The organism is Streptomyces sp. NPDC058470 (assembly GCF_042721055.1).
Classification (GTDB): domain Bacteria; phylum Actinomycetota; class Actinomycetes; order Streptomycetales; family Streptomycetaceae; genus Streptomyces.
In genome coordinates this window covers 68,096-83,694 of sequence record NZ_JBHXMF010000009.1, presented here as the reverse complement: position 1 = coordinate 83,694, position 15,599 = coordinate 68,096, and the positions used below count along the sequence as shown (strand labels likewise).

The 15,599-nt window shown below is 69.0% G+C and carries 11 protein-coding genes, 3 tRNA genes and 1 pseudogene; 8 read left to right on the top strand and 7 right to left on the bottom strand.

Features of this window, described 5'->3' with window-relative positions; translation table 11 throughout:
• The first annotated feature begins 160 nt into the window (after positions 1–160).
• From ACFWP7_RS09275 to ACFWP7_RS09250, 6 genes are all read left to right on the top strand, one after another.
• Positions 161–1,156 carry a hypothetical protein gene (locus ACFWP7_RS09275; protein WP_384378455.1) on the top strand — a complete coding sequence of 332 codons (996 nt, stop codon included), beginning with the start codon at positions 161–163 and terminating at the stop codon, positions 1,154–1,156.
• Positions 1,157–1,365: 209 nt separating this feature from the next.
• A tRNA-Asp gene (locus ACFWP7_RS09270) sits at positions 1,366–1,440 on the top strand.
• 24 nt (positions 1,441–1,464) lie between these two features.
• Positions 1,465–1,538: transfer RNA gene (locus ACFWP7_RS09265), tRNA-Phe, on the top strand.
• A 178-nt stretch (positions 1,539–1,716) separates the two neighbouring features.
• A complete protein-coding gene (gene hrpA / locus ACFWP7_RS09260; RefSeq protein WP_384378452.1) occupies positions 1,717–5,709 on the top strand; it encodes an ATP-dependent RNA helicase HrpA in 3,993 nt (1,330 codons plus the stop codon).
• 96 nt (positions 5,710–5,805) lie between these two features.
• Positions 5,806–5,880, top strand: a tRNA-Asp gene (locus ACFWP7_RS09255).
• Positions 5,881–6,042: 162 nt separating this feature from the next.
• Positions 6,043–6,252 carry a DUF6274 family protein gene (locus ACFWP7_RS09250; protein ID WP_384378449.1) on the top strand — a complete coding sequence of 70 codons (210 nt, stop codon included), beginning with the start codon at positions 6,043–6,045 and terminating at the stop codon, positions 6,250–6,252.
• A 392-nt stretch (positions 6,253–6,644) separates the two neighbouring features.
• Here the strand turns inward: ACFWP7_RS09250 and bldC are convergent, their stop codons facing one another.
• Both bldC and ACFWP7_RS09240 read right to left on the bottom strand, forming a co-directional pair.
• The gene (gene bldC / locus ACFWP7_RS09245) at positions 6,645–6,851 is read right to left on the bottom strand and encodes a developmental transcriptional regulator BldC (RefSeq protein WP_003949541.1); all 207 of its coding nucleotides are present in this window, start codon (positions 6,849–6,851) and stop codon (positions 6,645–6,647) included.
• Positions 6,852–7,380: 529 nt separating this feature from the next.
• Positions 7,381–8,229, bottom strand: coding sequence for a hypothetical protein (locus ACFWP7_RS09240; protein WP_384378446.1), 849 nt, complete (start codon positions 8,227–8,229; stop codon positions 7,381–7,383).
• Positions 8,230–8,476: 247 nt separating this feature from the next.
• On the opposite strand from ACFWP7_RS09240, the gene ACFWP7_RS09235 reads away from it, so the two are divergent.
• A complete protein-coding gene (locus tag ACFWP7_RS09235) occupies positions 8,477–9,568 on the top strand; it encodes a Leu/Phe/Val dehydrogenase (protein ID WP_384378443.1) in 1,092 nt (363 codons plus the stop codon).
• Positions 9,569–9,848: 280 nt separating this feature from the next.
• On the top strand, positions 9,849–10,106 hold the full coding sequence (locus ACFWP7_RS09230) for a DUF3073 domain-containing protein (protein ID WP_384378440.1): 258 nt from the start codon (positions 9,849–9,851) through the stop codon (positions 10,104–10,106).
• A 120-nt stretch (positions 10,107–10,226) separates the two neighbouring features.
• On the opposite strand, the gene purM is transcribed toward ACFWP7_RS09230, so the two are convergent.
• The 5 genes and pseudogenes from purM to ACFWP7_RS09205 form a co-directional block, all read right to left on the bottom strand.
• Positions 10,227–11,327: a phosphoribosylformylglycinamidine cyclo-ligase gene (gene purM, locus ACFWP7_RS09225; RefSeq protein WP_384378437.1), complete on the bottom strand. Its 1,101-nt coding sequence runs from the start codon at positions 11,325–11,327 to the stop codon at positions 10,227–10,229.
• 34 nt (positions 11,328–11,361) lie between these two features.
• Positions 11,362–12,891, bottom strand: coding sequence for an amidophosphoribosyltransferase (purF, locus tag ACFWP7_RS09220; RefSeq protein WP_384378434.1), 1,530 nt, complete (start codon positions 12,889–12,891; stop codon positions 11,362–11,364).
• 61 nt (positions 12,892–12,952) lie between these two features.
• On the bottom strand, positions 12,953–13,756 hold the full coding sequence (locus ACFWP7_RS09215) for an META domain-containing protein (RefSeq protein ID WP_384378431.1): 804 nt from the start codon (positions 13,754–13,756) through the stop codon (positions 12,953–12,955).
• 142 nt (positions 13,757–13,898) lie between these two features.
• On the bottom strand, positions 13,899–14,699 hold the full coding sequence (locus tag ACFWP7_RS09210; protein ID WP_384378428.1) for a sterol carrier family protein: 801 nt from the start codon (positions 14,697–14,699) through the stop codon (positions 13,899–13,901).
• A gap of 10 nt (positions 14,700–14,709) precedes the next feature.
• A pseudogene (locus ACFWP7_RS09205) lies at positions 14,710–15,548 on the bottom strand (M23 family metallopeptidase).
• Between the last annotated feature and the right edge of the window lie 51 nt (positions 15,549–15,599).

The window sequence follows — 15,599 nt, the reverse complement described above, 5'->3', positions numbered from 1 at the left end:
ACGCCACGCCCTCCGAACGCCTCTTCCAAGGCGTCGTACGCCCTCCGGCGAGGTGGCGCGCAGGCGGCCGGACCGTTTGAACCCTCTCGCGACAGCTCACGTTGTGCCCTGACAGCAAGGGACTCGATCACCTCGTCGACCCGACCGGAAAGGCCGCCGTATGTGGATCTTTCATCGCTCGCCGGAACGTGACCGCCGTGACGTCTCCCGTCACGTCTCCCGTCACGTCTCCCGTGACGCCGAGTACCCTTTCTTCTCCGTCGACGAGGGTGCGCACTTCCGGGCGCAGGTCCGTGAGGCCTTCGCCGAGCAGGGGCTGGAGGTCACCCTCCACGCGGGTGCGGTGAGCGACAGCGCGGGGCGCCCGTTCGGTCTGGGCAACATCGCGGCGATCTGCCACAACGACCCCCGCGGACGGCGGTGGTGGCCCCAGCTGATCCGCGGGCATGTCGGCCGCATGGTGCGGGTGCTGGACGGACCGTCCCCGCTGCATCACCTCACGGCCGACCAGCTCCTCGCCCGGCTGCGCCCCTGGGTGGTGACGCGGGACGTCCTCGAACCGAACCCGGCCCGGTACGTCCATGCCCGCGTCGTCGCACCCGGCCTGTGCGAGGTCCTCGCCCTGGACCTGCCCGAGAGTGTGATGACGCTCCCCGACGACCTGCTGGAACCGCTGGGCGGCATCGTCGACCTGCGGATCCGTGCGCTGCGCAACCTCCGTGAGCTTCCGGTGGAGACCCACACCGTCCTGCACGGACCGCAGGACATGCGCTTCGACGTGGTGACGGGGGACTCCTTCTTCACCTCCAGCCGTGTCCTGGCGACGGACGAGCTCGCCCGGGACCTCACCGGGCGCGGCCTCGGTCCGGACGGAGCCCTGGTGGCCATGCCGAACCGCCACCAACTGGTGCTCCGCCCCATCACCACCGGCCGGGACGCCACCCTGCTCCCGACGCTCTACGGCATGACCGTCTTCGCCGCCGCCAACTTCAAGGACGCCGTCGGCCCGGTCAGCCCGGACGTCTACTGGTGGCACGCGGGGACACTCACCCGGCTCGTCCGCAACGACGGCGGGGAGCCCAAGTTCACGCCGGACGTCGAGTTCGAGATGTTACGGAGGCGACTGGGCGGCGACGACGCCGGCAGACGCTTCTGACAGCGGCTCACCGAGGGCGGCGCAGCCGGGCGATCCGCCGCGCTGTGAGCCGGCTCTCACGGTGGTGGTGCCCGAAACGTCCCTCCGTCACGAGTCACCCGATACCGATTGGACACCGCTGGTCAGACCTGCAACCATCTGCGTGTGCGCCATTGGGGGCACGCAAAACCGTGTGCGACACTGTCTTACGCAGCCGCACACAACAGCTTGGTCCTGTGGAGCAGCTTGGAGTGCTCGCCACCCTGTCAAGGTGGAGGCCGCGGGTTCAAATCCCGTCAGGACCGCTGAAGTTCCGCAAGGAACTTCGTGGCTGGGTAGCTCAGTTGGTACGAGCGATCGCCTGAAAAGCGATAGGTCGCCGGTTCGATCCCGGCCCCAGCCACCTCCCCGAAGACCCCGTCCTCACAGGCGGGGTCTTCGGCGTCTCCCGGCCGCTCAAGCCCGTGGCGTGCGTCGGCTCGGCCGTACGCCCTCCGGGGTGCCTGCCAAGGGCGCGTCCGGCGTCCGGCACACAAAAGCGTTCGCCAGTCATTTCGTCGAGGTGAGATCCTGGACGGCGTATGTCTACACACCCCGCCCCCGCCCTCGGCGATCTCGCCGCCCGCCTGGCCGAGCTGTCCCTGCGCGACGCGCACCGGCTCGGGCGCAGGCTCGAAGGCGCGCGCAAGATCCACAAGCCCGAAGCCCGGTCCGCCGTGCTCGCCGAGATCGACGCGGAGGTCACCAAGGCCGAGGCCCGGATGGCCGAGCGCCGCGCTCGCGTGCCCGCGATCACCTATCCCGAACAGCTCCCGGTCAGCCAGAAGAAGGACGACATCGCGGCCGCCATCCGTGATCACCAGGTCGTCATCGTGGCCGGCGAGACCGGTTCCGGTAAGACCACCCAGATCCCCAAGATCTGTATGGAGCTCGGCCGCGGCGTCCGCGGCATGATCGGGCACACCCAGCCCCGCCGTATCGCCGCCCGGACCGTCGCCGAGCGGGTGGCGGACGAGCTCGACGTCCCGCTGGGCGAGGCCGTCGGCTGGAAGGTCCGCTTCACCGACCAGGTGAACCCGGACGGCACCTTCGTCAAGCTGATGACCGACGGCATCCTGCTCGCCGAGGTCCAGACGGACCGCGAGCTGCGCGCGTACGACACGATCATCATCGACGAGGCCCACGAGCGCTCCCTCAACATCGACTTCCTGCTGGGATACCTGGCCCAGTTGCTGCCCAGGCGGCCCGACCTCAAGGTCGTCATCACCTCCGCGACCATCGACCCCGAGCGCTTCTCCCGGCACTTCGGCGAGGCGCCGATCGTCGAGGTCAGCGGCCGTACGTATCCGGTGGAGGTGCGCTACCGCCCCCTCCTCGAGGAAGAGGGCGACGATTCCGACCGCGACCAGATCACCGCGATCTGTGACGCCGTCGAGGAACTCCAGGGCGAGGGCAAGGGCGACATCCTCGTCTTCCTCTCCGGCGAGCGCGAGATCCGTGACACCGCGGACGCGCTGACCAAGAAGAACTACCGCTTCACCGAGGTCCTCCCCCTCTACGCGCGCCTCTCGCACGCCGAGCAGAACCGCGTCTTCCAGCAACACACCGGGCGCAGGATCGTTCTGGCGACCAACGTCGCCGAGACCTCGCTCACCGTCCCGGGCATCAAGTTCGTCATCGACCCGGGCACCGCCCGTATCTCCCGGTACAGCCACCGCACCAAGGTCCAGCGACTGCCCATCGAGCCGGTCTCACAGGCCAGCGCCAACCAGCGCAAGGGCCGCTGCGGCCGTACGTCCGACGGCATCTGCATCCGCCTGTACTCCGAGGACGACTTCCTCGCCCGCCCGGAGTTCACGGACGCCGAGATCCTCCGTACGAACCTCGCCTCCGTCATCCTGCAGATGACCGCCGCCGGTCTCGGCGACATCGAGAAGTTCCCCTTCATCGACCCGCCGGACCACCGCAACATCCGCGACGGCGTCCAACTCCTCCAGGAACTGGGCGCGTTGGACCCGGACCAGAAGGACCCGCGCAAGCGGCTCACGGAGAGCGGCCGCAAGCTCGCCCAGCTGCCCGTGGACCCGCGGCTTGCCCGGATGGTCCTGGAGGCCGACAAGAACGGCTGCGCACGCGAGGTCATGGTCATCGCCGCCGCGCTGTCCATCCAGGACCCGCGCGAGCGCCCCGCCGACAAGCAGGCGCAGGCGGACCAGCAGCACGCCCGCTTCCGGGACGAGACGTCCGACTTCCTCGCGTACCTGAACCTGTGGCGTTACGTCCGCGAGCAGCAGAAGGAGCGCGGCTCGTCCTCGTTCCGCCGGATGTGCAAGCAGGAGTACCTGAACTTCCTGCGCATCCGCGAATGGCAGGACATCTACACGCAGTTGCGGACCGTCGCCAAACAGATGGGCATCCATCCGAACGAGGAGGACGCGGCCGGCCAGAGCGTCCACATCTCCCTGCTCGCCGGACTCCTCTCGCACATCGGCATGAAGGACGTGAAGGAGACCGGGGGGGAAGGCGGGAGAAACACCGGAAAGAACGAGTATCTGGGCGCCCGCAGCGCCAAGTTCGCGATCTTCCCGGGCTCGGCCCTCTTCAAGAAGCCCCCGCGTTTCGTGATGTCCGCCGAGCTGGTGGAGACCTCACGGCTGTGGGCCCGCGTCAACGCGAAGATCGAGCCCGAGTGGGTCGAGCCGCTCGCCGGACATCTCCTCAAGCGGACGTACAGCGAACCGCACTGGGAGAAGGACCAGGCCGCGGTGATGGCGTACGAGAAGGTCACGCTGTACGGCGTACCGATCATCGCCCAGCGCAAGGTCAACTACGGGCGGATCGACCCGGAGGCCAGCCGCGAGCTCTTCATCCGCAATGCGCTCGTCGAGGGCGACTGGCGGACGCACCACAAGTTCTTCGCCGACAACCGCCGACTCCTCACCGAGGTCGAGGAGTTGGAGCACCGGGCGCGGCGCCGCGACATCCTCGTCGACGACGAGACGCTCTTCGACTTCTACGACCAGCGGGTGCCCGAACACGTGGTGTCCGGGGCGCACTTCGACTCGTGGTGGAAGCACCAGAAGCATGAGGAGCCCGAACTCCTCGACTTCGAGCGGTCGATGCTCATCAACGAGCGGGCGGGGGACGTCAGCAAGGACGACTACCCCGACTCGTGGCGCCAGGGTCCCCTCAAGTTCCGTGTGACCTACCAGTTCGAGCCGGGCGCGGACGCGGACGGCGTCACCGTCCACATCCCGCTGCACGTCCTGAACCAGGTCACGGACGAGGGCTTCGACTGGCAGATCCCGGGGCTGCGGGAAGAGGTCGTCACCGAGCTCATCCGCTCGCTCCCGAAGCCGATCCGGCGCCATTACGTGCCCGCGCCGAACTACGCGACGAAGTTCCTGGAGCGGGCCGTGCCGTCGGCCTCCGGCCGCCCAGTGTCACAGCAGGAGCCGCTGCCCGTGACGCTGGCGCGCGAGCTGAAGCGCATGGTCGGTGTTCCGCTGAGCGCCGACGACTTCGACCGGTCCCGGATCCCCGACCACCTGAAGATCACCTTCCGGATCGTCGACGAGCGGCGGCGCAAGCTCGCCGAGGACAAGGACCTGGAGGCGCTCAAGCTCCAGTTGAAGCCGAAGGCGCGGCAGGCGATCTCGCAGGCCGCGGCGGCGACGGCGGAGCGCGAGGGCGGGCAGTCCCTGGAGCGCAAGGGCCTGACCGACTGGACGATCGGCTCGCTGACGCGCGTCTTCGAGACGCGGAGGGCCGGCCAGCCGGTCAAGGCGTACCCGGCGCTGGTGGACGACGGCGACACCGTCTCCGTACGGCTCTTCGACACGGAGGCCGAGCAGGCGCAGGCGATGTGGAAGGGCACGCGGCGGCTGATCCTGCGCAACATCCCGGTGAACCCGGGCAAGTTCGCCTCGGACAAGCTGACCAACGCCCAGAAGATCGCCCTGTCCGCGAACCCGCACGGCTCCGTCCAGGCCCTCTTCGAGGACTGCGCGACGGCGGCGGCCGACAAGCTGATCGGCGACTTCGGGGGCCCGGCGTGGGACGAGGAGTCGTACCGCAAGCTCTACGACAAGGTGCGCGCCGAGATCGTCGACACGACGGTCCGTACGGTCGGCCAGGTACAGCAGATCCTCGCCGCCTGGCAGGCCTGTGAGCGCCGCCTGAAGGGCACCAGGAGCCCGACGCTGCTCGCGAACCTCACGGACGTACGGACGCAGCTGGACGGCCTCGTGAAGCCCGGCTTCGTCACCGGGACGGGGCTGCGCCGTCTCCCGGACCTGATGCGCTACCTGGTCGCGGCCGACCGCCGCCTCCAGCAGATGCCGACGAACGTCCAGCGGGACACCTCCCGCATGGAGAAGGTCCACGAGATGCAGGACGAGTACGCCTGGCTCCTGGAGCAGCTTCCGCAGGGCCGGCCGGTCCCCCAGCCGGTCCTGGACATCCGCTGGATGATCGAGGAGCTCCGCGTCAGCTATTTCGCCCACGCGCTCGGCACGGCGTACCCCGTCTCCGACAAGCGCATCGTGAAGGCGATCGACACGCTGGCCCCGTAACGGCGTAGGTACGGTGGGTGAGTTCGACCCCGGGGCCGCCCCTCCTGTACAGTCTCTTTTCGCAGCCCAGCGCACCAACAAGTGGCTGCGAAACCTGGTCCTGTGGAGCAGCTTGGAGTGCTCGCCACCCTGTCAAGGTGGAGGCCGCGGGTTCAAATCCCGTCAGGACCGCAGTGAATGAAGGGCCCCGCATCCGTGCCGGATGCGGGGCCCTTCGCGTTCAGGGGCTCGGAGCTTCAAGCTCCGGGCCTTTCGTATGTCTTGACGTCGTCACATTCCGCCGGTACCCAGAAACCAGGGCCCTCGCCCCCGTGAGGCCTCCTGGAGGTGCACATGGCGGCAACCGCCCGGCACGAGACGCGCGCCCTGCTCCGCGCCCATCTGGCGGCTGCCTCCGGGTACCGCCATCTGACGCGCCACTGCCCGATCTGCCACCGGCTGCTGCGGCTGGCCATGGAACCGGCCCCGTACGGCGAGGAGGACGCCGAGGACGTCGAGGGCGTCGCCGAGGACGAAGCCGCCGCAGAGCCCCAACTCCCTTAGCGCAGAAGCAGCGCAGGCGACAAGGACTGTGGCATGTGACGGGTGTCACGGCATAAGTTTTTGAAACATCGGAACTTACACCTCACCTACAACTGGTCAATTTAATATGTGCAATTGCACTGCCTTGAGGGGGCCGCCCACAGGAGATCCGACAGCCCTCCCCAGACTCCGACAAGGTCACGCACAGACCCCCCACGCGACCCACAATCAGCGCACAAAAAAGATCGCGCTGGACCCGGCGGAGTCCAGCGCGATCTACGACGCACCCTTGTCGCTTGTTCAATTGGGTCGGGCGTGGGTCCCGTTGGGGCAGGACCCGCGTCGCTTGGAGCTGTGGTTCGGACACAACGGCAGATTGGGGGGCCTGCCGAATTGCCCGGCTATGCGCTTGTTCAGGCCTCGCTGCGCTGCTGCGGGATACCCGCGAGTAGCGCGCGGACCTCAGCTTCGCGGTAGCGGCGGTGCCCGCCGAGCGTGCGGATGGACGTGAGCTTGCCGGCCTTCGCCCACCGCGTGACCGTCTTCGGGTCCACGCGGAACATCGTGGCGACCTCAGCCGGGGTCAGCAGCGGCTCGGCATCAGGGGTGCGAGCGGTCATGAGCGGCCTCCTCGGGAGAACCGAACCTTCTCGGTTCATTCCTCTAAATTCTGCACCTTGACCCGCGTTGCCCGAAATGGCGGACGCGGGCCGAGTCGGTTATAGGACGAACGGCTTGTCCTCGGCACTACAACTACACCATCCGTCCAGCCACGTCGGCCAAACCGATGGAATTGCCCTCCCAGGTGTTCATCAGCGACGGAAGCCGATGGACCATGCCATAGCGGACAGTCACGCCGCTGTGACGATCAGTCACAGGACGATCAGGAGTCAACAGACCCCCCATAGCGTGCAATGCAGAGATTCCACCCATACGTGGGCGGACGGAGCCCTCCCCCGGGCTCCTTGTCCTATTTTGGCACGAGGAGGGGTAAGGGGCGCAAGGGCCAGGAAAGTGCCATCCGTCACGCTTGACACGCCCTTGACGCAAAAGCCCGGATCGGGACTTACGTCCCGTAGTGAGCGTTCATCGGTGCGTGACGACGCCGTAGTCGTCCGGCATGTGACGACAGCATGCCCCGACGGTACGTCAGTTCGCGGACTGCCGGTCGCGCACCGAGCGCCAGCGTTCCACCAGCCGCCCGTACGCCTCGCCCGCCGCGGCCCCGTCCCCGGTACGCAGCGCCTCGATGCCCTCGTGGACGTCCGCGGCCGAGTGGTCGCCCTCGAGCTCCCCGGCGGGCAGGACGTGCACGAGGCCGCCGTAGTCCAGCTCGACCAGCGAGCGCGGGTGGAACTCCTCCAACCAGCGCCCCACCTCCAGCAGGCCGTCGATGAGCGGCCCGTCCTCGATGGTGTCCTTGAGCGTCTTCAGGGCCCGCGCGGTCCGCCGCCGCGCCTGCACCATCGGCGTCCGGTACCTGAGCGCCGGCGCGGCTCCGTCGGGCGCCGCGCCCTTCTCGTACAGCCGCTCCTCGTCGGAGACGAGCACGAACCAGTTCAGCGGCACCTGCCAGGTCGAGGTGCGGATCCACGGGCGGGCGTCGGGGTTGCGCTCCAGCCAGCGTTCGTAGTCCAGGGCCGCCTGGCGGCGTACGAGCGGGGGCAGGACCGCGTCCAGGACCGGCTCCGGCAGTTCCTCGCCGAGCTCGCCCAGGGCCTGCCAGCCGCGCAGCCGGGTGCGCCAGGGGCACACACAGACCACCCCGTCGACCTCGACCACGAAGGCGTCGCCGCTCTCGTGCACCGGCACGGCGACCGGCGGGGTGGGCAGCAAGTCGGCCAGGGAGCGCCGCAGTTCGTCCTGGTACGAGGGGCGCTCGGGGCGGCGGGCGTACCGCGCCCAGTGACCGCGCTCCGGCTCGGGGAAGGCGGCCAACGGCTCGTACACGCGCAGATAGGACGCGTACGGGACGATCACCGAGGACACCTTGGGCACGCCTGCTCCCTCCCCAACCGGCCGGACGTGAAACCCGGGCTCGAAACCCGCTCAACCCACGCACAAGCGACCGGGAAACCACGGCAAATCGTGCCACGGCCGAGGAGGACCGTACTCCGGGAGAGGGTGATCCTGAACACTGCGCGGATGACGGCCCCGCCCAGGCTCTAGTCTCATGCCCACGGGCGCCCGCCACCCGTACGGGACCCGCACGTCAACCGCCGCTCTTTACCTTGGAGTCACCACCGTGACCGACGTATCCGGCGCTCCTGCTGATGTACTGCACACCCTGTTCCGTTCGGACCAGGGCGGTCATGAGCAAGTAGTGCTCTGCCAGGACCGCTCCAGCGGCCTCAAGGCCGTCATCGCCATCCACTCCACCGCCCTGGGCCCCGCCCTCGGCGGTACGCGCTTCTACCCGTACGCGAGCGAGGCGGAAGCCGTCACCGACGCCCTGAACCTCGCCCGCGGGATGTCGTACAAGAACGCCATGGCCGGCCTCGACCACGGCGGCGGCAAGGCCGTCATCATCGGCGATCCCGAGACGCTCAAGAGCGAGGAACTGCTCCTCGCGTACGGCCGGTTCGTGGCCTCGCTCGGCGGCCGGTACGTCACGGCGTGCGACGTCGGCACGTACGTCGTCGACATGGACGTCGTGGCGCGCGAGTGCCGCTGGACGACCGGGCGCTCCCCGGAGAACGGCGGCGCGGGCGACTCGTCCGTACTGACCGCCTACGGCGTCTTCCAGGGCATGCGGGCCTCCGCACAGCACCTGTGGGGCGACCCGTCGCTGCGTGACCGCACGGTCGGCGTCGCGGGCGTCGGCAAGGTGGGCAACCACCTGGTCGGACATCTGCTCGACGAGGGCGCGCGGGTCGTGATCACGGACGTGCGGGACGAGTCCGTCCGGCGGATCGTCGAGCAGCACCCGTCCGTCGCGGTGGCGGCGGACACCGAGGCGCTGATCCGCGTGGACGGCCTCGACATCTACGCCCCCTGCGCGCTCGGCGGGGCACTGGGCGACCAGTCCGTGCCGGTGCTCACCGCGAAGATCGTGTGCGGCGCCGCCAACAACCAACTGGCACACCCGGGCGTCGAGAAGGACCTCGCGGACCGCGGGATCCTCTACGCGCCCGACTACGTCGTGAACGCCGGCGGTGTCATCCAGGTCGCCGACGAACTGCACGGTTTCGACTTCGACCGGTGCAAGGCGAAGGCCGCGAAGATCTTCGACACCACGCTGGCGATATTCGCACGTGCGAAGGAAGACGGGATTCCGCCGGCCGCCGCGGCCGACCGGATCGCCGAGCAGCGGATGGCCGAGGCGCGCCGGGGCTGAGCTCCGGGAGGTACCCGTCGGCGGGTGTGGGAGAGAACTCTCACGTCTGTCGGCGGGTCGGCCGCCAAGAAGGGGTTAAAATCGCGGTTGACCAGCGAGGACGGGGCTCCTCGCAGGTTCTGCGCACACGCGCGTCCTGCGGGCGACGTACCGTATGGGCGCGGGAGCAGGTACCGTGGAAGCCCTACGGACCGGTCTCTTCACGGAGAGCCCGTTCCAGATCATGAACGCGTGTCAAGACTCTGGGGCCACCGAGCCCCGTATCCGAGGGGGTCGAGCCATGGGGCGCGGCCGGGCAAAGGCCAAGCAGACGAAGGTCGCCCGCCAGCTGAAGTACAGCAGCGGCGGGACTGACCTCTCGCGTCTGGCCAATGAGCTGGGCGCTTCGACTTCGCAACAGCCGCCGAATGGCGAGCCGTTCGAGGACGACGACGAGGAAGAAGACGACCCGTACGCGCAGTACGCGGATCTCTATAACGACGACGATGATGACGAGGGCGACGAGTCCGGTCCCCAGTCGCAACGTCGCGGCGCGTAGCGTCGGCAGCGGGCTCAGCAGGTTCGGCGTTCTCGTAGAGCCTCATAGCATCTGCACCTCACCCGGTCCGGGGTGGTCTCACCCCGGACCGGGTTTTGTGCTGCCCTGAGCCTGAGGGGCTTACTTGCTGTAGTCGCCGATCAGGGCGGCGCCCGTGGCGTGCTCACCGCGCTCGGTGATCTCGCCGGCGATCCAGGCCTCCACCCCGCGGTCCGCGAGGGTGGCGAGCGCCGCGTCCGCCGACTCCTCGGGGACGATCGCGATCATGCCGACGCCCATGTTGAGGGTCTTCTCCAGCTCCAGGCGCTCGACGTCGCCGGTCCTGCCGACGAGGTCGAAGACGGGGGCCGGGGTCCAGGTCTCGCGGTCGACGATCGCGTGCAGGCCGTCGGGGATGACGCGGGCCAGGTTGGCCGCGAGACCGCCGCCGGTGACGTGTGAGAAGGCGTGCACCTCGGTGGTGCGGGTGAGGGCCAGGCAGTCCAGCGAGTAGATCTTGGTGGGCTCCAGGAGCTCCGCGCCGAGCGTGCGGCCGAACTCCTCGATGTGCCGGTCGAGCTTGAGCTGTCCGCGGTCGAGGAGGACGTGCCGGACGAGCGAGTACCCGTTCGAGTGAAGACCGGAGGACTCCATGGCGATCACCGCGTCACCCGTACGGATAAGGTCCGCACCGAGCAGCTGGTCCGCCTCGACGACGCCCGTACCCGCGCCCGCGACGTCGAAGTCGTCCGGGCCGAGCAGGCCCGGGTGCTCGGCCGTCTCGCCGCCCACGAGGGCGCAGCCCGCCAGCACACAGCCCTCGGCGATGCCCTTGACGATGGCGGCGACGCGCTCAGGGTGGACCTTGCCGACGCAGATGTAGTCGGTCATGAAGAGCGGCTCGGCGCCGCACACCACGATGTCGTCCATGACCATGGCGACCAGGTCGTGGCCGATGGTGTCGTACACGCCGAGCTGCCGGGCGAGGTCGACCTTCGTGCCCACGCCGTCCGTGGCGGAGGCGAGCAGCGGGCGCTCGAAGCGCTTGAGGGCGGAGGCGTCGAAGAGGCCGGCGAAGCCGCCGAGGCCACCGAGGACCTCGGGGCGCTGCGTCTTCTTCACCCACTCCTTCATCAGCTCCACGGCACGGTCGCCGGCTTCGATGTCGACGCCGGCGGACGCGTAGGAGGCACCGGTACGAGGGCCCGCGTGCGGAGCACGCTGATCGGACTCAGCAGACATTGCCTGGGATCTTTCGGGTCGGGATACGGGGCTCTTACGGGCGACGGATCGCGTCGGCCGCGGCCGTGGCGGCAGGACCTGCCGCCAGCTCGGTCTCCAGGAGCTGTTTGCCGAGCAGTTCGGGGTCCGGGAGATCCATCGGATACTCGCCGTCGAAGCAGGCGCGGCACAGGTTCGGCTTGTCGATGGTGGTGGCGTCGATCATGCCGTCGATGGAGATGTACGAGAGGGAGTCGGCGCCCAGCGAGGTGCCGATCTCCTCGATGGTCATGCCGTTGGCGATCAGCTCGGCGCGGGTCGGGAAGTCGATGCCGAAGAAGCAGGGCCACTTCACGGGGGGCGAGGAGATCCTGATGTGGACCTCCGCCGCGCCGGCCTCCCGGAGCATCCGGACCAGCGCGCGCTGGGTGTTGCCGCGCACGATCGAGTCGTCCACGACGACCAGCCGCTTGCCCTTGATGACTTCCTTCAAGGGGTTGAGCTTCAGGCGGATGCCCAACTGGCGGATGGTCTGCGAGGGCTGGATGAAGGTCCGGCCGACGTAGGCGTTCTTGACGAGACCCGCGCCGAAGGGGATCCCGCTGGCCTCCGCGTAACCGATCGCGGCGGGGGTGCCCGACTCCGGCGTCGCTATGACCAGATCGGCCTCGACCGGAGCTTCCTTGGCGAGTTTCCGGCCCATTTCGACGCGGGAGAGGTACACGTTCCGACCGGCGATGTCCGTGTCGGGGCGGGCCAGATAGACGTACTCGAAGATGCAGCCCTTGGGCTTTGCCTCAGCGAATCGCGACGTACGCAGGCCGTCCGCGTCGATGGCGACGAACTCGCCCGGTTCGATCTCACGGACGAAGGAGGCGCCACAGATATCGAGGGCGGCGGACTCGGAGGCGACGACCCAGCCGCGCTCCAGGCGGCCGAGGACCAGCGGGCGGACGCCCTGCGGGTCGCGGGCCGCGTACAGGGTGTTCTCGTCCATGAAGACGAGCGAGAAGGCGCCCTGGACCTGCGGGAGGATCCTGGCGGACGCCTCTTCTATGGTCAGCGGCTTGCCGTCGTCGTCGACCTGGGCGGCGAGGAGCGCCGTCAACAGGTCGGTGTCGTTGGTGGCCGCGACGCGCGGGGAGCGGCCGTCCGGCTGCTTGGGCAGGTCGGCGACCATCTCGGCGAGCTGCGCCGTGTTGACCAGGTTGCCGTTGTGGCCGAGCGCGATGGAACCGTGCGCGGTGGCACGGAACGTCGGCTGGGCGTTCTCCCAGGTGGAGGCTCCGGTGGTCGAGTAGCGGGCGTGACCGACCGCGATATGACCCTGGAGCGAGCCGAGGGAGGTCTCGTCGAAGACCTGGGACACGAGGCCCATGTCCTTGAAGACGAGGATCTGGGAGCCGTTGCTGACCGCGATTCCCGCGGATTCCTGGCCTCGATGCTGGAGGGCGTAGAGCCCGAAGTAAGTGAGCTTGGCGACCTCTTCGCCCGGAGCCCAGACTCCGAAGACGCCGCAAGCGTCCTGGGGGCCTTTCTCACCGGGGAGCAGATCATGATTGAGTCGACCGTCACCACGTGGCACGGCACCGAGTGTAGGCGAGATCGACCACCGGTCCGAATTGGGGATACGGGACTCTGACGGTTCACTTACCGGCGACAGCCGTCACATTTTCGCCGTTTGCGCTGGTCAGCGTGAGGGATCGGTGATCCAACCCGTAGTCGACCTTGCCGTCGAAGAGGCCCAGCAGGGCCTTCTCGGTCTCCATGAGTGAGCTGTCGCACATCATGCGGGTGGTCTTCGGGGTTCCGAGGGTGATGTGTCCGCCCTGGACGGTGGCCTTCGCGGACACGTCGTTGCAGCCGAGGTGGCCTGTGACCGTGCCCTTCGCCTTGTCGAGGACGAGGTACGGCGCGGCACCCTCCGGGAGGGAGTGGGACACCTCCCCGGCACCGAGTGCCGTGACGTTCCACCTGGTGCCGTAGAGAGGCGCGGCCTGCTCCTTGGTGAGGTGGACGCGGTCGCCGGCGCCGGTGGTGAGGGTGAGCTCGTCGCCCTTGGCCGCCGTGGTGAGGGCGCCGTCGGCGAGCGTGCGCGCGAGGGTCTGCTCGAACTCCATGGGGACCTCCTCGCAGGCCATCTCCGTCATCGACGGGTCACCGAGGTCGATACGGCCGTCCTTGAAGGTCGCGGTCGCGCTGAAGTGGTTGCAGCCGTAGTTCCCCTGGACCTTGCCGTCCTCGCCGAACTCGACGTTCGCTCCGTCGGGGGCTGGGTGACTGGTGCCGTCCACGGTGACGCTGTCGATGGTCCAGTGGGCGCCGGTGACATCCGCCTGGGCGCCGGAGCCGACCGAGCTGCCGCCGGTCCCGCTACCGGTTTCATTGCCGCAGGCCACGGCGAGCGGGATGAGGGTCAGGACGGTGAGGGTGAGTCGCTGCCTGTACATGCCGATGTGACGGGGCGGGTGGGGTACTTGGTTCCACCCAGGTCGTGACGGGGGTGGCCTTCCGGGTGCCTCAGCTCATGCCGGGGGACCGTCTTTCGGGACCGCCTCAGCTCATGCCGGGGGACCGTCCTTCGGGACCGCCTCAGCCCATGAGCGGCAGCAGTCCGCCCAGGTCCGCCCGCTCCCCGCTCGCTCTGACCTTGGCGTCCTCCAGAGCCGCCTTCCACTCCGTACGTCCCGTCGCGAGCCGGATCCAGGTCAGCGGGTCGGTCTCCACGACGTTCGGCGGAGTGCCCCGCGTGTGCCGCGGGCCCTCCACGCACTGCACCACCGCGTACGGCGGAATCCGCACCTCCGTCGAGGCGCCGGGCGCCTTCACCGCGAGCGCGTCGGCGAGCAGCCGGGTGCAGGCGGCAAGCGCCTGGCGGTCCCAGGGGATGTCGAGACCCGGCACGGCCCGGTTCAGGTCGTCCGTGTGCACGACGAGCTCGACGGTGCGCGTGACGAGATAGTCACCAAGGGTCATGGCTCCGGTACGGGCGGCGACCAGTCGGTCGTCCGGGGCCGTGATCAGCCGCTCCCTGATCCGCTCCTCGGTACGGGCGTAGAGCGCGTCGAGGTCGGGGTTGCTCCCGGCGAGCTCGCGGGTGCCCTCGGCGATGTCACCGGATCGCGCGGCGGCCGCGAACGGCCAGTCGAGCAGGCCGAGTTCCCGCTTCCCTGGCTCCGGCCTGTCGATGTTCCGGCTGACGGTCTCCACGGCCATGGTCACATGCGCGGCCAAGTCCCTCACGGTCCACTCCCCGAGGTCCGTGGGCCGCGCCAACTCCTCGTCACCGAGGCCGCGTACGCCTTCCCTTACGTACCCGAACTGGGCCAGCACCGCGGCGCGGATCCTGGCGGAGTCGTACGTACGGGCGCGTCTTTTTTTGGCCGGGGGCATGACGGTGAGCCTAGTCGGAGAGGGAGGCAGGGGCCTCGGACGCGAGGGAGGGGGTCGCCGGCGCCGTGAACGTCTCTCCGTTGCCGGGCACCCCGATGCCCCGCCAGGTGAAGGGGATGCCGCGGGCCGCGTCCAGGTCCGGGCCGTCCATCAGCTGGAAGTGCACATGCGGTTCGGTGGAGTTGCCGGAGTTGCCGCAGCGGGCGATCAGCTGACCGGCGCGCACCCGGTCGCCGGGCCCGACGGTGAGGGAGCCGCCGCGCAGATGGCCGTACATCGCGTACACCCCGTGCCCAGGTCCAGGACGACGTGGTTGCCGACGATCCAACTCGCGCCACCGGTCTCCCGGACCCAGGCCTCGATCAGCATCAGATAGCCGATCGCCGGCAGGGAGTTGCGGCTGAGATGGTCGCGCATCCAGTCGCCGGCGTGCACCACCGTGGCGTCGGCCACGGCGAACAGCGGCTCGTCGTACGCGGGGAAGGAGCGGTTGCGGCGAGCGATCGGCCAGAGCCTGGCGAAGGCGGGACGGGCCTGCGGGCCACTCCCGGGCTCCGCCACGATGTCGATCGCGTACGTCTGCCCGTACGCGTGGGTGCGATGGCTCGGCACTCTGGTGGCCGGGCTGTTCACGGCGGTCCAGCGGCCCCTGACCGGCGGCTCCACCTCCACCGGCGGACGGTCGGCGAGCTTGCGCGGGGGCCCGCTCCGGCTCACGACCATCCCGAGGGGGACGGACAGCAGGAGCGGCAGGAGCGCCCACCGCCCGTCGATCGGGTAGTCGGGCACGAACAGCTCTGCCAGGGCCATGGCCAGGAAGGTCAGTTGGAGCGACCGGTACACAACCATCGCGGACTTGCGGACCAACACGGTTCCCCCAATGTGCCGGAATGGTCGAAG